The 17,016-nt window shown below is 71.1% G+C and carries 8 protein-coding genes; 7 read left to right on the top strand and 1 reads right to left on the bottom strand.

Going from position 1 to position 17,016, the window contains the following annotated elements; translation table 11 throughout:
* Positions 1 to 42: 42 nt before the first annotated feature.
* The 7 genes from STVA_RS10205 to treY are packed head-to-tail and all read left to right on the top strand — an operon-like array spanning position 43 to position 16,574.
* Positions 43 to 2,739 (top strand): alpha-1,4-glucan--maltose-1-phosphate maltosyltransferase, encoded by a 2,697-nt coding sequence (locus STVA_RS10205; RefSeq protein WP_245978130.1) that lies wholly within the window; start codon positions 43 to 45, stop codon positions 2,737 to 2,739.
* On the top strand, positions 2,736 to 5,969 hold the full coding sequence (gene treS, locus STVA_RS10200; RefSeq protein WP_123687859.1) for a maltose alpha-D-glucosyltransferase: 3,234 nt from the start codon (positions 2,736 to 2,738) through the stop codon (positions 5,967 to 5,969). Before STVA_RS10205 ends, treS begins: the two co-directional genes overlap by 4 nt.
* Before the next feature lies 1 nt (position 5,970).
* On the top strand, positions 5,971 to 8,118 hold the full coding sequence (gene glgB / locus STVA_RS10195; RefSeq protein ID WP_420822832.1) for a 1,4-alpha-glucan branching protein GlgB: 2,148 nt from the start codon (positions 5,971 to 5,973) through the stop codon (positions 8,116 to 8,118).
* A 5-nt stretch (positions 8,119 to 8,123) separates the two neighbouring features.
* A complete protein-coding gene (gene glgX / locus STVA_RS10190) occupies positions 8,124 to 10,217 on the top strand; it encodes a glycogen debranching protein GlgX (protein WP_123687858.1) in 2,094 nt (697 codons plus the stop codon).
* A complete protein-coding gene (gene treZ / locus STVA_RS10185; RefSeq protein WP_123687857.1) occupies positions 10,214 to 11,962 on the top strand; it encodes a malto-oligosyltrehalose trehalohydrolase in 1,749 nt (582 codons plus the stop codon). Before glgX ends, treZ begins: the two co-directional genes overlap by 4 nt.
* Positions 11,959 to 14,007: a 4-alpha-glucanotransferase gene (gene malQ, locus STVA_RS10180; protein ID WP_123687856.1), complete on the top strand. Its 2,049-nt coding sequence runs from the start codon at positions 11,959 to 11,961 to the stop codon at positions 14,005 to 14,007. Before treZ ends, malQ begins: the two co-directional genes overlap by 4 nt.
* Positions 14,004 to 16,574, top strand: a complete 2,571-nt coding sequence (gene treY / locus STVA_RS10175; protein WP_123687855.1) for a malto-oligosyltrehalose synthase — start codon at positions 14,004 to 14,006, stop codon at positions 16,572 to 16,574. Before malQ ends, treY begins: the two co-directional genes overlap by 4 nt.
* Positions 16,575 to 16,616: 42 nt before the next feature.
* Here treY and STVA_RS27605 read toward each other — a convergent pair whose 3' ends face one another.
* A complete protein-coding gene (locus tag STVA_RS27605) occupies positions 16,617 to 16,757 on the bottom strand; it encodes a hypothetical protein (RefSeq protein WP_170216275.1) in 141 nt (46 codons plus the stop codon).
* Positions 16,758 to 17,016 lie beyond the last annotated feature (259 nt).

Raw genomic sequence — 17,016 nt, 5'->3', positions numbered from 1 at the left:
CAGGATCGTGCGGCCTCGGATCGCGTAGCCTGGGTCGACGCGATGATCGAGGCGGTCCGCGGCGGCGTGGCCGGATTCCGCTGCTTCCACCCCGATCGCCTGGACGCGAAAGCATGGCGCGAGGCCATGCAGGAGGTGCGCCGGGCCGGCGAATGCCGCTTCCTGGCCTGGACGCCGGGCCTGCCGCGCGCCGCGCTACCGGGCCTGGAAGGCGCGCCGTTCGATGCGACCTTCGCGTCGACTGGCTGGTGGGACGGGCACACTAGCTGGCTGGTGGAGGAGCATGAGGCGCTGCGGCGCATCGCGCCGCCCATCGCCGTCGTCCGGTCCGAGGATGGCGCAGAGCCGCCGCCATGGATGCTGCCGGTCGCCGCGGCCACCAGTGCCGGCATCCTGCTGCCACTTGCTGACGACATGGACGGGGCGGCAGAGGCCAATCGGCTGGCCGGCGGCATTGCCGGGGCCGGCTTCTCGGGCGAATTGCGACTGTTGCAGCGTGGCGGTAGCGGCCCGACCGTCCTTTTGCGCGGCGACGCGGGCGACATGCGCCGCGCCGGGCGGGCGCTCGCCATCCTGATCAACACCGACCCCCGCCGTTCCTTCCCCGTCACAGATTGGACCGGCGTGCTGCCCGCATCCGCCGGCGGCGCGTTCACCGTTTCCGGCCATGCCGACGATCGCGAGGCCAGCCTGGCGCCGGGCGAGATGCGGCTGCTGGCGGCAGAGGCCGCCACGCCCGTCGCCAGCCGTCCTGCACCAGCCCGGCCGGGCGCGCGCAAGGCGGCCGCCCGACCGCGCGTCGTGATCGAGGGCATCACGCCCACTGTCGATGCCGGGCGCTTCCCGGCCAAGGGCACGGTCGGCCAGGCGATCACGGTGGAGGCCGACATCTTCGCCGACGGGCACGAGCGCCTGGCAGCGGCCCTGCTGTGGCGGCCCGCCGATGCGGACGACTGGCAGTCGGTGCCGATGCGCCCGCTCGGCAACGACCGCTGGCGGGCGGAACTGCCGCTGGCGCGTCTGGGCCGCCATCTCTTCACGGTGGAAGCCTGGTGGGATGAGTTCAGCAGCTTTCACCACGAGTTGGCGGCCAAGCTGAAGGCCGGTCGCGACGTGCGGCTGGAGATCGCCGAGGGGCGCCTGCTGGTCGAGGCTGCGGTCGCCCATGCGAAGGGCGACGTGGCGCGGCGACTGACGGATACGCTCGCCACCATGGACCGGCAGCCGTCGGCGGACGGCGCGGACATCCTGTTAGCGGACGACACGGTCGAGGCCATGGCGGCCGCCGGCCTGCGCCCGTTCCTGGTGCGGCATGACCCACCGCTGGCCATCGAGGCCGACCGGCCGCAGGCTGCATTTGCCGCTTGGTACGAGATGTTCCCGCGCTCGGCCACCGACGATCCGGCACGCCACGGCACCTTCGCAGATGTGGTGGATCGGCTGCCGGCGATCCGCGCCATGGGTTTCGACGTGCTCTACTTCCCGCCGATCCACCCGATCGGCAGCGCCAACCGCAAGGGCCGCAACAACACCCTGACGCCCGGTCCGGACGATGTCGGCAGCCCCTACGCCATCGGCAGCCCGGACGGCGGCCACGATGCCATCCATCCTCAACTCGGCACGCTGGAGGATTTCCGCAGCCTGGTGGCGGCCGCCGCCGACCAGGGGCTGGAGATCGCGCTGGACTTCGCGATCCAGTGCTCGCCCGACCATCCCTGGCTGAAGGACCATCCGGGCTGGTTCCGCTGGCGGCCGGACGGATCGCTGCGCTACGCCGAGAACCCGCCCAAGAAGTACGAGGACATCGTCAACGTCGACTTCTACGCGGCCGATGCGGTGCCGGCGCTATGGATCGCGCTGCGCGACGTGGTGCTGTTCTGGGCCGGCGAGGGCGTGCGCACCTTCCGCGTCGACAACCCGCACACCAAGCCCCTGCCCTTCTGGGAGTGGCTGATCGCCGACGTGCGCACCCGCCATCCCGATGCGCTGTTCCTGGCCGAGGCCTTCACCCGGCCGCGGATGATGAACCGGCTGGCGAAGATCGGCTTCAACCAGTCCTACACCTACTTCACCTGGCGCAACACCAAGCGCGAGCTGACCGAATACCTGACCGAGCTGACGACGACGGAGGCGAAGGACTTCTTCCGCCCGCATTTCTTCGTCAACACGCCCGATATCAACCCGGTCTTCCTGCAGACCTCCGGCCGGCCCGGGTTCCTGATCCGGGCTGCGCTGGCCGCGACCCTGTCGGGCCTGTGGGGCGTCTATTCGGGGTTCGAGATCTGCGAGGCGGCCCCCTTGCCCGGCCGCGAGGAATATCTCGATTCCGAGAAGTACGAGATCCGCGTCCGCGACCCGGCCACGCCCGGCAACATCGTGGGCGAGATCACCCGTCTTAACCATATCCGGCGGGCCCATCCGGCCCTCCAGGACCATCGCCACCTGCGCTTCTACAATGCCTTCGACGACCGCGTGATCCTCTATGGCAAGCAGGTGGCGCCGGGGGCCGAGATGATCCTGGTGGCCGTCAACCTCGACCCGCATGCCGCCGTCGAATGCGGCTACGAGCTGCCGCTGTGGGAATGGGGCCTGCCCGACCACGGGTCGCTGGCGGTCCATGACCTCATGACCGACCGGCCGTCCCTGCTGACCGGCAAGCGCCAGCGCATCCGCCTCGATCCGGCCGAACGGCCCTTCACGATCTGGCGGATCGCCCCGCCCGAGGGAGCGAACCCATGAATGCCCCGCTGCTGACCCGCGCCCCCGCCATCGAGCAGGACCCGCTCTGGTACAAGGACGCCATCATCTACCAGCTTCATGTGAAGTCGTTCTTCGACGCCAACGACGACGGCATCGGCGATTTCCCCGGCCTCATCTCCAAGCTCGACTACATCGCCGAACTGGGCGCCAACACCATCTGGCTGCTGCCCTTCTATCCCTCGCCGCGGCTCGACGACGGCTACGACATCAGCGAGTACCGGGCGATCCACCCGGACTACGGCACCATGGCCGACGTGAAGCGGTTCATCGCGGCCGCCCACGCCCGCGGCCTGCGCGTGGTGACGGAACTGGTCGTCAACCACACCTCCGACCGCCATCCCTGGTTCCAGCGCGCGCGCCGGGCCAAGCCCGGATCGGCCCATCGGGATTTCTACGTCTGGTCGGACGACGACAAGCGGTATGACGGCACGCGGATCATCTTCTTGGACACCGAGCGTTCGAACTGGACCTGGGACCCGGTGGCCGGCGCCTATTTCTGGCACCGCTTCTATTCCCACCAGCCGGACCTGAACTTCGACAACCCGGCCGTGGTGAGGGCGATCCTGGGCGTCATGCGCTACTGGCTGGACATGGGGATCGACGGGCTGCGGCTCGACGCCGTGCCCTACCTGATCGAGCGCGACGGCACCAACAACGAGAACCTGCCCGAGACGCACGAGATCCTGCGCCGCTTCCGCACCGAGCTCGACGCCCACTATTCCGACCGCATGCTGCTGGCCGAGGCCAACCAGTGGCCGGAGGACACGAAAGACTATTTCGGCGAGGGCGACGAATGCCACATGGCGTTCCACTTCCCGCTGATGCCGCGCATGTACATGGCTCTGGCGCGCGAGGACCGTTTCCCGATCACCGACATCATGCGCCAGACGCCGGAGATCCCGGCCGGCTGCCAGTGGGCCATCTTCTTGCGCAACCATGACGAGCTGACGCTCGAGATGGTAACCGATTCCGAGCGCGACTATCTGTGGGAGACCTACGCCGCCGACCGCCGGGCGCGGATCAACCTCGGCATCCGTCGCCGCCTGGCGCCGCTGCTAGAGCGCGACCGTCGCCGGGTGGAGCTGATGAACTGCCTGCTGCTGTCGATGCCGGGCACGCCCGTCATCTATTACGGCGACGAGATCGGCATGGGCGACAACATCCACCTGGGCGATCGCGACGGCGTGCGCACGCCGATGCAATGGTCGCCGGACCGCAATGGCGGCTTCTCGCGCGCCGACCCGGCCTCGCTGGTGCTGCCGGCGATCATGGACCCGCTCTATGGCCATGGCGCGGTCAATGTCGAGGCGCAGCGGCGCGACCCGCACTCGCTGCTGAATTGGATGCGCCGCATGCTGGCCGTGCGCCGTCAGCACGCGGTGTTCGGGCGCGGACGCCTGCACTTCCTCTACCCCCGCAATCGCAAGGTGCTGGCCTATCTGCGCGCGGGCGAAGGCGAGACCATCCTGTGCGTCGCCAATGTCTCGCGCTCGCCGCAGGCGGTCGAGCTGGACCTGTCGGAATTCGCCGGTCGCGTGCCGATCGAGCTGAGCGGCGGCTCGGTGTTCCCGCCGGTCGGCAACCTGCCCTACCTGCTGACGCTGCCACCCTATGGCTTTTACTGGTTCATCCTCGCGGCCGAGACCGAGTGGCCGACCTGGCACGTGCCGGCACCCGAGCCGATGCCGGAGTACCGCACGCTGGTCATGCGCGGCACCCTGGCCGATGCCCTGGCCGGCGCCCATCGCGACGCGCTGGAGCGCGAGATCCTGCCGACCTACCTCGCCATGCGGCGCTGGTTCTCGGCCAAGGACCAGAAGATCGCGTCCGTGCGGCTGGAGGCCGTGCTGCCCATGCCCGCCGCCGGCCGCGAGATGGCGCTGGCGGTGATCGAGACCGGAACCGGCGAGCAGCGCCAGCGCTGGTCGCTGCCACTCGCCGCCGTGGACGAGGCCGAGACCGGGTCGGCATTGCCGGGCCAGCTTGCCCTGGCCCGCACCCGGCGCGGCCGGTCGGTCGGTCTGCTGACCGATGCCTTCGCGGTGGCCGAGTTCGCGCATGGCCTGCTGGCCGCGATCCAGGCCGGCCGGGGCATCGGCGAGGCCATCCGCTGCGCGCCTGCGCCGGACCTGGCCGCGATCGACATTCCAGGCGACGCCGAGGTGACGTGGATCTCGGCTGAGCAGTCGAACAGCTCGCTGCTGATCGGCGCGGCCGCGATGCTGAAGCTGTTCCGCCGCCTGGTGCCCGGCATCCATCCCGAGGCCGAGATGGGCCGCCACCTGACGGCGGCCGGCTATGCCAACTGCGCCCCGCTGCTGGGCGAGGTCGTCTATGTCGGGACCGAGGCGGACGAGCCGGCGTCGCTCGCCATCCTACAGGGCTTCATCCGCAACCAGGGCGACGCCTGGGCCTGGATGCTGGACCTGCTGAGCCGGGCCGTCGATGCCGCCCAGGCCCCGGAAGGCGAAGGGGCCGCGCCCGAGCATATCGCCACCTGCGTCGCGTTTGCCAGCACCATCGGCCGTCGCCTGGGCGAGATGCACGCGATCCTGTCCCAGCCCAGCGACGACCCGGCCTTCGCCCCGGAAGTGGCCGGCCATGGCGAGGCCAAGGCGTGGGGCGAGCGCGCCGCGGCGACGCTGGATGCGGCCTTCGCCGCCCTGCCGGCCGACGTGCCGGAAGCAGCCGGGCTGGCCGACCGTCGCGCGGCACTGAAGGAAGCGGTCAAGACCCTGGCCCAGGCCGCCGTCGGCACGCCGATGATCCGCGTCCATGGCGACTTCCACCTGGGCCAGGTGCTGGTCGCCAACGGCGATGCCTACCTGATCGACTTCGAGGGTGAGCCGGCACGGCCGCTGGCGGAGCGCCGGGCCAAGACGAGTGCGCTGCGCGACGTCGCCGGCCTGCTGCGGTCCTTCGACTATGCCGCGGCCACGGTCGAGCGGAAGCATCCGACGACAGCCGAGGCGGATGCCGCCGGCCTGATGGCGCGCTTCCGGGCGGAGAGTGCGGCTGCCTTTCTGGCGGCCTATGGCGAGGTGGTTGGGCCGGGATCCGTCCAGCCTGCCCTGCTCGACTGTTTCCTGATCGAGAAGGCGGCCTACGAGATCGCCTATGAGGCGGCGAACCGGCCAACTTGGCTCGACGTTCCGGTCGCCGGCATGGCCGCGTTGGCGTCGCGCATCCTGGATGGCCGGGATGGGTGACCTGGATCCCGCCGCCGCCCGCGCCCTGGCCGATGCCGCCCCGATCGACGCCTTCGCCACGCTGGGCCCGCATGCGGGCCAGGTGCGGGTCTTCCTGCCGGGCGCCGTCCGCGTCGAGGCGCTGACGGCGGATGGCGGCTCGGTCGGGCTGAGCCCGGGCGCACCGGACGGCCTGTTCATCGGCCCGGTCGACGGCCCCTATCGCCTGCGCATCTATTGGCCGGGGGCCGTGCAGGAGACCGAGGACCCCTATGCCTTCGGCCTGCTGCTGGGCGACCTCGACCTGCACCTGATCGGCGAGGGCCGGCATTTCGCGCTGGGCGACTGCCTGGGCAGCCATGCCATGACCATCGACGGCGTGCCCGGCGTCCGCTTCGCCGTCTGGGCACCCAATGCGCGGCGCGTCGCGGTGGTGGGCGACTTCAATAGCTGGGACGACCGTCGGCACCCCATGCGCCTGCGCCACGGTTCGGGCGTGTGGGAACTGTTCATCCCCCGGCTCGCCGCCGGCGAACGGTACAAGTACGCAATCCTCGGCGCCGACGGCGGGCGCCTGCCACTGAAGGCCGACCCCGTGGCGACGCGCACGGAGATGCCGCCGTCGACTGCTTCCGTCGTGCCGGACGGCTTCGGCCACGACTGGCAGGACGATGCCTGGATGACCGGCCGCGCCGCCCGCCACCGGCCCGATGCCGCCATCTCCATCTACGAGCTGCACGCCCAGTCCTGGCTGCACGGCCTTACCGACGACGTGTCATGGAACAGCCTGGCGCGGCACCTGATCCCGCATGTGCAGGGGCTGGGCTTCACCCACATCGAGTTGCTGCCGGTGGCCGAGCATCCCTTCGGCGGCTCCTGGGGCTACCAGCCGCTTGGCCTCTTCGCGCCGACCGCACGGCTCGGTCCGCCCGAGGATTTCGCGGCCTTCGTCGACGCCTGTCACGCCGCCGGCGTCGGCGTCATCGTCGACTGGGTGCCGGCCCACTTCCCGACCGACCCGCACGGGTTGGCGCGCTTCGACGGCACCGCGCTCTACGAGCATGCCGACCCGCGCGAGGGCTTTCACCAGGACTGGAACACGCTGATCTACAATTTCGGGCGCAACGAGGTGCAGGGCTTCCTGATCGCCAGCGCCATCCACTGGCTGGAGCGGTTCCACCTGGACGGGCTACGGGTCGATGCCGTCGCCTCTATGCTCTATCGCGACTACAGCCGGGCGGCCGACCAGTGGGTGCCCAACGTCCATGGCGGGCGCGAGAACCTGGAGGCGATCGGCTTCCTGCGCCACCTGAACGCGGTGGTCGGCGAGCGCTGCCCCGGGGCGATGATGATCGCCGAGGAATCGACCGCCTGGCCCGGCGTGACCCGGCCGATCGGCGAAGGCGGCCTCGGCTTCGACTACAAGTGGAACATGGGGTGGATGCACGACACGCTCCACTACATGGCGCGCGACCCGATCCATCGCCGCCACCACCACCACGAAATGACGTTCGGGATGGTCTATGCCTTCTCCGAGCGATTCCTGCTGCCGCTGTCCCATGACGAGGTCGTGCACGGCAAGGGGTCGCTGATCGGCCGCATGCCGGGCGACCGCTGGCGGCGCTTCGCCAACCTGCGGGCCTACTACGCCTTCATGTGGGCGCATCCGGGCAAGAAGCTGGTGTTCATGGGGGCGGAGTTCGCGCAGGAGCGCGAATGGAACCATGACGGCGCGCTCGACCGCGCGTTGGCCGGCGACCCGCTGCATGGCGGCGTGCAGCGGCTGCTGGGCGACCTGAACCGGCTCTATCGCGACCATCCGGCGCTGCATGCCCGGGACAGCGAGCCGGCGGGCTTCGACTGGGTGGTCGGCGACGATGCCGAGAACGCGGTCTTCGCCTTCCTGCGCCGCGGCGATGGCGACGGGCTTCCCGTCCTGGTCGTCGCCAACATGACGCCGCTGCCGCGCGCCGGATACCGCATCGGCGTGCCCCTGGGCGGGCGCTGGCGCGAGGTGCTGAACAGCGATGCCGGCATCTATGGCGGGTCGGGCATGGGGAACCATGGCGCTGCCGATTGCGTAGACATTCCATCGCACGGTCATGCGCAGTCGCTCGAACTGACGCTGCCTCCCCTGGCCGTGCTCTACCTGCAACCCGAGGGGGCGTAAGCGACTTGGCCGAACCGACAAGCCGGCTCCAGCCGGGCACCCCCTATCCGCTCGGCGCCACCTGGGATGGCCTCGGCGTAAACTTCGCGGTCTTCTCGGCCCATGCCGAGCGCATGGATCTTTGCCTGTTCGAGGCGACGGGACGGCGCGAGATCGCGCGCATGACCCTGCCGGAATGCACCGACCAGGTCTGGCACGGCTACCTGCCGGGATGCCGCGGCGGCCAGCTCTACGGCTTTCGCGCCTACGGCCCGTACGAGCCCACGCGCGGCCATCGGTTCAACCACCACAAGCTGCTGCTCGACCCCTATGCCCGGCGCATCCACGGCGACGTGCGCTGGACCGACGCGCTCTACGGCTACCGGCTGGGATCCTCGCGCCTGGACCTGACCTATGACCGGCGCGACAGCGCCGCCGCCATGCCCAAGGCCGTGGTCGACGACGACGCCTTCAACTGGGGCGACGACCGGCCGCCCAACGTGCCCTGGTCCGACACCGTCATCTACGAGGGCCATGTCCGCGGCCTGACCCGGCTGCGCCAGGACGTGCCGTCCAACCAGCGCGGCACCTTCGCCGCCCTGGCGAGCCAGCCGATGATCGACCATCTGCGCCGCATCGGCGTGACGGCGGTCGAGCTGTTGCCCGTGCATGCTTTCGTCCAGGACCGCCACCTGCTGGAGAAGGGCCTGCGCAACTACTGGGGCTACAACACGCTGGGATTCTTCGCGCCCGAGACGGGCTACCTGTCGTCGGGCGCCAACGACGAGATGCGCTTCGCGGTGCGCCGGCTGCACGCGGCCGGCATCGAGGTCATCCTCGACGTCGTCTACAACCACACTGCCGAGGGCAGCGAGTTGGGGCCGACCCTGTCGTTCCGCGGCCTCGACAATGCCAGCTACTACCGGCTTCTGCCCGACAACCCGCGCCACTGCATCAACGACACCGGCACCGGCAATACGGTGAACATGACCCATCCACGCGTGCTGCAGATGGTCATGGATTCCCTGCGCCACTGGGTCACGTCCTATCATGTCGACGGCTTCCGCTTCGACCTGGGGGTGACGCTCGGACGGGAAAGCCACGGCTTCGATCCCGGATCCGGCTTCTTCGACGCACTTCGCCAGGACCCGGTTCTGGCGCGGGTGAAGCTGATCTCCGAGCCATGGGACATCGGTCCGGGCGGCTACCAACTGGGCGGCCACCCGGTCGGCTTCGCGGAATGGAACGACCGTTTCCGCGACGGCGTCCGCCGCTTCTGGCGCGGCGATTCCGCCCAGCGGCCGGACATGGCGGCACGCTTGGCCGGGTCGGGCGACATCTTCGACCATCACGGCCGGCGGCCCTGGGCGTCGATCAACTATGCCGCCTCCCATGACGGGTTCTCGCTGGCCGACATCACGGACTATGCCGAGCGCCACAACGTCGCCAACGGCGAGGACAATCGCGACGGCCATGGCGAGAACTGCTCGGCCAACTGGGGTGCCGAGGGGCCGACCGACGACCCGGCGATCATCGAGACGCGGGCGCGCGTGCGGCGGTCCCTGCTGGCGACCGTGCTGCTGGCCCAGGGCACGCCGATGCTGCTGGCGGGCGACGAATTGGGTCGCACCCAGGGCGGCAACAACAACGCCTACTGCCAGGACAACGAGGTGTCCTGGATCGATTGGGCCGCAGCCGAGGCGCCGGACAACCAGGCGCTGACGGACTTCGTCGGCCGCCTGGCGCACCTGCGCCACGCCCACCCGGTGCTGCGCTGCCGGCATTTCCTGCATGGCCGCGAAGAGCCGATGCCGGGCGTGCTCGACATTGCCTGGTTCGACGAGCAAGGCCAGACCATCACCGAGGAATCCTGGAACGATCCGGAGGCCCGCGCCCTCGTCCTGCGCCGCGCCGGCACGCGCGACGACGGCCGCGTGGAGGTGCTGACCCTCCTCCTCAACCCCTCGGGCGAGGACCGCACCTTCCACCTGCCCGACCCCGAGCTGCCCTCGACCGTGCTGGTCGATACCGCAAGCGCCGAACTTGGCGAACCCATCGTCGATGGCGGCGACGTGCCGGTGGCGGCCCACGCCGTGGTCCTCGTCCTGGCCGTGTCGTGAACGGCCGCTTCGCCAGCGCGCTCTCGTTCGGCGCCCGGCCGCTCGACGCCGAGCGCACGCAGTTCCGGCTGTGGGCGCCGGCGCAGGAGGCCGTGTCGGTGGTCGTCGAAGGACAGCCGGCCTTGGCCATGACGCCCGAGCCCGATGGGTGGTTCTCGGTCGAGGCACCGTGCGGCGCCGGTGCCCGCTACCGCTATCTTCTGGCCGACGGCGCCGACGTACCCGACCCCGCGTCCCGCTTCCAGCCCGACGACGTGTTCGGCGCCAGCCAGGTCGTGGACCCTGCCGCCTATCCCTGGCGGCACGACGGCTGGACCGGCCGGCCCTGGCACGAGGCCGTGGTCTACGAGCTGCATGTCGGCGCCTGCGGCGGCTTTGCCGGCGTGGCCGCCATGCTGCCCGGCCTGGCCGAACTTGGCATCACCGCGATCGAGCTGATGCCGGTGAACGATTTCCCGGGCACCCGCAACTGGGGCTATGACGGGGTGCTGCCCTATGCGCCCGATGCCGCCTATGGCACGCCGGACGAATTGAAGGCGTTGATCGACGCCGCCCACGGGCTGGGCCTGATGGTGCTGCTGGATGTCGTCTACAACCATTTCGGGCCCGACGGGAATTTCCTCGGCCAGTACGCCCCACCCTTCTTCCATGCCGATGGGTCCACCGCCTGGGGCCAGGCGCTGGACTTCCAGCAGCCGGCTGTGCGCCGCTTCTTCACCGAGAACGCCATCTACTGGCTGATGGAGTATCGCTTCGACGGGCTGCGCTTCGATGCCGCCCAGGCAATCGGGGAGCCCGGCTGGCTGGATGAAACGGCGGCGGCCGTGCGCCGCGCCGTCGAGCCCGGCCGCCACGTCCACCTCGTGCTGGAGCACGACGAGAACGAGGCGAGCCACCTGTCGCACGGCTTCGACGCGCAGTGGAACGACGATGCCCACCATGTCCTCCATGCCATGCTGACGGGCGAGGACCAAGGCTACTATTCCGACTATGCCGACGACGGCGCCCGTCGCCTGGCGCGCTGCCTGCGCGAGGGCTTCGCCTACCAGGGCGAGCCGTCGGCCTATCGCGACGGCCGGCGGCGCGGCAGCGTCAGCGCCGACCTGGGCCCGACTGCCTTCGTGCTGTTCCTGCAGAACCACGACCAGACCGGCAACCGGGCCTTCGGCGACCGGCTGACCAGCCTCGCCCGCCCGGAGGCGCTGGAGGCGGCCATCGCCCTGCAATTGCTGGCCCCCCAGATCCCCATGCTGTTCATGGGCGAAGAGGATGCCAGCACCACCCCCTTTCTGTACTTCACCGACCATCGCGCACCGCTCGACGAGGCGGTGCGCGAGGGCCGGCGGCGGGAGTTCGCGCGCTTTCCCGCCTTCGCCGACCCGGCCCAGCGCCAGCGCATCCCCGACCCCAATGCCGAGGCGACGTTCCGGGCGTCGATCCCGCAGCCCGATCCCGAACGCGGACCGGCACGGCGGCAGCTCTATCGCCGCCTGCTGGCCCTGCGGCAGGCCGAGATCGTCCCGCGCCTGGAACGCGCGCGCGCGCTGGACGCCGATGCGGTCGGCCATGCCGCGGTCGTGGCACGCTGGCGCATGGGCGACGGTGCCGTCCTGACGCTGGCCACCAACCTGGGCCCGAGCGCGGTCGAGATCGCGCCGCTCCGCGGCCGGCCGCTTCTGGCCGCGACCGCCGCCGGCCGGCTGGACCCATGCACCACCCTGGCCTTCCTCGACGGGGTGCAATGACCGACGCGGCCTTGCGCGACCTGGCCCGGCAGGCCGGCATCCATCCCGAATGGGTCGACTACCGCGCCGAGCGCCGTTCCGTGGCGCCCGACATCCTGCGCCGTATCCTGGACGCCATGAGCCTGCCGGCGGACAGTCCGGCCCAGATCGCGCAGTCGCTGCATCACCTGGGCGACCACGCGCCGGGCCGCACCGCGCAACCGCTGGTCACCGGCGATCTCGGCCAGCCCTTGACGCTGCCGCCGGGCGACACGGCCGGCACTCGCGCCGAACTGACGCTGGAAGACGGACGGCGGCAGGACGTGACGCTGGGCCAGGGCGACGACGGGCGCACCTTCGTTCCCGCCATCGCCGAGACGGGGTACCACCGGCTGGTCCGCGACGGGCGCGAAACCGTGCTGGCGGTGGCACCGGCGCGCTGCCTCGGCGTCGAAGACCTCGCGCCGCAAGGCCGGGCCTGGGGCCTGACGGCGCAGACCTATGCGATCCGCCGCGACGGCGATGGCGGGATCGGCGACATGGGCGGCGTGGCGCTGCTGGCGGAGGCCGCCGCCCGGCACGGCGCCGACGCGCTGGCGCTCAGCCCCTGTCATGCGCTGTTCGCGGCCGAGCCCACCCGCTTCGGGCCCTACAGCCCATCCAGTCGCCTTTTCCTCAATGTCCTGCACGGCGACCCGGCCATGGTGCTGGGAGTTGACCGGGTCGCGGCGGCGGTTGCCGCCGCGGGGGGCGAGCAGATCGCGCTGGAGGGCTTGCCGCTGATCGACTGGCCGGCAGCCGGTGTCGCCAAGTTCCGCATGCTGCGAGCCCTGTTCGACGGCCTGCCCGAACTGCCCGACGACTTCGTGGCCTTTCGCCGGGCGGCCGGCCCGTCGCTGGAGGACCATGCGCGGTTCGAGGCGATCCACCGGCAGCAGGTCGCGGGCGGTGGCGCCTGGCGCTGGCAGGACTGGCCGACGGCGCTGTGCGATGCCGCGGGGCCGGGCGTGGCGGCATTCGCCGACGAGCATGCCCGCGAAGTCACCTTCCATGCCTTTCTGCAATGGATCGCCCAGCGCTCGCATGCCGCGGCCCAGCAGCGCGCGCTGGCGGCCGGCATGCGGATCGGCCTCGTGGCCGACATGGCGGTCGGCATGGACGGCGCCGGCAGCCATGCCTGGAGCCGGCCGGGCGACGTGATGACCGGCCTGGCGGTCGGCGCCCCGCCGGACCTGATCAATGGCCACGGCCAGAACTGGGGCCTGACCACCTTCGCCCCGCCGGCACTGGTCACCGGGGGCTTTGCCCCGTTCATCGCCACGCTGCGCGCGGCCATGCAGGATTCGGGCGGCGTGCGCATCGACCATGTCATGGGGCTGGCGCGGCTGTGGGTGGTGCCCGACGGCGCCGGTGCGGTCGAGGGCGCCTACATCACCTATCCCGTCGACGACCTGCTGCGCCTGGTGGCCCTCGAATCGCACCGCCACCGCGCGCTGGTTATCGGCGAGGACCTGGGCACGGTCGAACCCGGCTTCCGCCGGGCCCTCGACCGGCGCGGCGTGTACGGCATGCGGGTGCTGTGGTTCGAGCGCCAGGGCGACGGCTTCCTGCCGCCCGGCCAATGGACCAGCGAGGCCGCATCCATGACGACGACCCACGACCTGCCCAGCGTCCGCGGCTGGTGGCAGGGCGAGGATATCCGTCTGCGCGCGGGCGTGGCCGGCCTCGATGCCGGCGATCCGGCCGAAGTGGCGGAGCGCGACCATGACCGCACCCGCCTGTGGCAGGCCTTCGTGGATTCCGGCGCCGCCGGCGGGGCGCCGCCGGACACGGCGGAGCCCGTGGTCGATGCCGCCGTCCGACATGTCGCCGGCACCCGCTCGAACCTGATGCTGCTGCCGGTGGAGGACGCGCTGGCCCTGCCCGACCAGCCGAACCTGCCCGGCACCATCGACGAACACCCGAACTGGCGCCGCCGCCTGCCCGCCCCGGCCGATCGCGTGCTGGACGCGCCTGCCGTCGCCGAAAGGCTGGAGGCGGTCGCACGCATCCGGGCGCGGCCATGATCCCGACCAACCTGCGCGCCACCTATCGCCTGCAACTCCATGCCGGCTTCGGCTTCGCCGATGCCGCCGGCGTGGTGCCGTACCTGGCCCGGCTCGGCATCAGCCATCTCTACCTGTCGCCGATCCTGGCGGCCCGGCGCGGCTCGCCGCACGGCTACGACGTGATCGATCCGACGCGCGTGAACCCGGAGCTCGGCGGCGAGGATGGGTTCCGGGCCCTGGTTGCGACCGCCCGTTCCGCCGGTCTCGGCATCCTTCTCGACATCGTGCCGAACCACATGGCGGTCGGGCCGGAGAATGCGTGGTGGCAGGACGTGCTGGCCCATGGCCCGACCAGCCGCTGGGCCGCTGCCTTCGACATCGACTGGCATTCGGAAGACCCGGCATTGGCCGGGCGGGTGCTATGCCCGTTCCTCGACCGGCCCTATGGCGAGGCGCTGGCGGCGGGCGCCCTGACGCTGGAGCAGGAGCCGGTCTTCGGCCATGGGATTCGCCACCACGATACCGTCTTCCCGCTCTCCCCCGCCGGCCACCGCCAGGTCGCGGCCGACGGTCTGGCCGCGTTCGATCCGGCGACGCCGGACGGCCGCCGCCGCCTGCACGGGGTGCTGGAACGCCAGAACTATCGCCTGGCCTGGTGGCGCTCGGCCGGCGATGCCATCAACTGGCGACGCTTTTTCGACGTCGGCGAACTGGTGAGCGTCCGGATCGAGGATCCGGCCGTATTCGACGCGACCCACGCCACCATCTTGCGTCTGTGGGGAGAAGGACTGCTCGACGGCCTGCGCGTCGATCATGTCGACGGCCTGGCCGATCCCGAGGGCTATTGCCGGCGATTGCGGGCGGCCATGGCCGAGGCCGCGCCCGGCCGGCCGGCCTGGCTGCTGGTCGAGAAGATCCTGGCCGACGGCGAGCCGGTGCCCGATGCCTGGCAGGTCGACGGAACCACCGGCTACGACTTCATGGACGAGGTCGGCAGCCTGCTGCACCACCCGGACGGCGCCGGGCCGCTGGGCCGCCTGTGGGCCGCACGGTCGGGCCGGCCAGCCGATTTCGCGAGCGAGGAAGTGGCGGCGCGCCGCCAGATGCTGGACCGCAGCTTCGCGGCCCAACTGGACGGCGCCGTTGCCGCCCTGCACCGCCTGGCCTGCCTCGACCCCGCCACCCGCGACATTGCCCGGCCGGCGATCCGCCGCTGCCTGGCGGCGCTGCTGGCGCATTTCCCGGTCTATCGCACCTATGTCGGCACCGATGGGCGATCGGCCGCCGATGCCACGGCCTTTGCCCGGGCTGCCGCGGCAGCGCGCCGGGACCTGGTGCGGGCCGACCATGCCGTGCTGGACCTCGTCGACGGCTGGCTCGGCGGCCACGCCGCACCGGCCGGCATGGAAGGCGCCTATCGCCTGGCGGCCGCGCGGTTCCAGCAGTTGACCGCGCCGGTCACCGCCAAGTCGGTCGAGGATACGGCCTTCTACCGGCACGGCCGGCTGCTGTCGCGCAACGAGGTCGGCTCCAACCCGGCGATCTTTGCCCGGTCGACGGCCGACTTCCACGCCCGCCAGGCCACCCGCGCGGAGCAGTTTCCCGCCGCCCTGCTGGCGACCGCCACCCACGACCACAAGCGCGGGGAAGACGTCCGCGCCCGCCTGGCGGTCCTGAGCGAGATCCCCGACGAATGGGCCGCCGCCGTCGCCGGCTGGTTGCCGGGTGGCGATACCCCGTCGCCGGGCGATGCATTGATGCTGTGCCAGGGGATCGTCGGCGCCTGGCCCCTCGACCTCCAGGCCGACGACCGCGCCGGCATCGCCCGCTTCGCCGATCGGCTGGCGGCGTGGCAACTCAAAGCCTTGCGCGAGGCGAAACTCGCGACCGATTGGACCGTGCCCGACGAAGCCTACGAGGCCGACGCCCACGCCTTTCTCGACCGTCTGCTGGCGACCCCGGCAACCGTCCGCGCTCTGGCGGCCTTCGCGCGCCGCATTGCCGCCGCAGGGGCCGTGAATGGTCTCGCCCAGATGCTGCTGCGGCTGACGGCGCCGGGCGTGCCGGACACCTACCAGGGCACTGACTTCTGGGACTTCAGCCTGGTCGACCCCGACAATCGCCGGCCGGTCGACTACGCGCAGCGCGCCGCCAGCCTGGAATCCCGGGCTTCGCCGGCCACACTCGCCGGGAACTGGCGCGACGGGCGGATCAAGCAGGCCATCCTCGCGCGGGCGCTGGCCCTGCGCGCCGCCCGGCCGGCGCTTTTCGCGAGGGGTGACTACCGACCGCTGGCCGTCACGGGACCACGCGCCGACCATGTTGTCGCATTCGCCCGCCGGACGGATGACGGCACGGCCGTGACGGTGGCGACGCGCTGGCCTGCCAAGCTGGTGGCGGACGACAGCCTCTCGATCCCCGCCTCGGCCTGGGGGGATACGCGCCTGCTCCTCCCCGCTTCCGAACGGTTCTACGACGTGCTGACCGACCGCCCGTTCGCCGGGCAGGACGGATGGATCGCGGTGGCCGACCTGCTGAGCACGCTGCCGGTCGCATTGCTCCGCGACCGCGGCCCCGACTTCTAGAGATCGCACCCGCCCCGATTGCTCGGTGGCGGGTGCTTGGCTTCAGTCGCGCGTCGGAGCTGGCAACCGCTTTCCGACTTTGGCCGTGTCCTGGCGCACCGGCCCATCGGCCGTCTCGCCGTGGCCCGCCAGCTTGGTGCCCGCAATCGAGCGCCGCACGGCGCCGAGGTCGATCGTCTTCATCGTCGTGTTCTCCACACCTGGACCCTTGGGCAGCATATCGGCCGAATCATTCCCTTGGCAGATCTGGATGAGCCGCGCGCTCGCCATCCGGATCCGGCGAGGCGGTGGCTGATTCCGGCAAGGCACCGCCTTGCTTGCGCCGCAGCGTGGCACGGTCGACCTGGTCGGGAACATGCCCGTCGGCATCGGCGGGCCTGGCATCGCCTTCTCGCATCTCCGCTCCTTGTGCTGGTCACCTTCCAACGCAGCGCGGCGAAGG

It is taken from the genome of Stella humosa, from assembly GCF_006738645.1.
Classification (GTDB): Bacteria; Pseudomonadota; Alphaproteobacteria; order ATCC43930; family Allostellaceae; genus Allostella; species Allostella humosa.
This window is presented reverse-complemented; position numbering and strand designations above follow the sequence as displayed.

Coding starts and splice junctions, on each gene's coding strand:
- STVA_RS10205 (WP_245978130.1), top strand. CDS start 43: ATGATCGAGGCGGTCCGCGGCGGCGTGGCCGGATTCCGCTGCTTCCAC.
- treS (WP_123687859.1), top strand. CDS start 2,736: ATGAATGCCCCGCTGCTGACCCGCGCCCCCGCCATCGAGCAGGACCCG.
- malQ (WP_123687856.1), top strand. CDS start 11,959: ATGACCGACGCGGCCTTGCGCGACCTGGCCCGGCAGGCCGGCATCCAT.
- treY (WP_123687855.1), top strand. CDS start 14,004: ATGATCCCGACCAACCTGCGCGCCACCTATCGCCTGCAACTCCATGCC.
- STVA_RS27605 (WP_170216275.1), bottom strand. CDS start 16,757: ATGAAGACGATCGACCTCGGCGCCGTGCGGCGCTCGATTGCGGGCACC.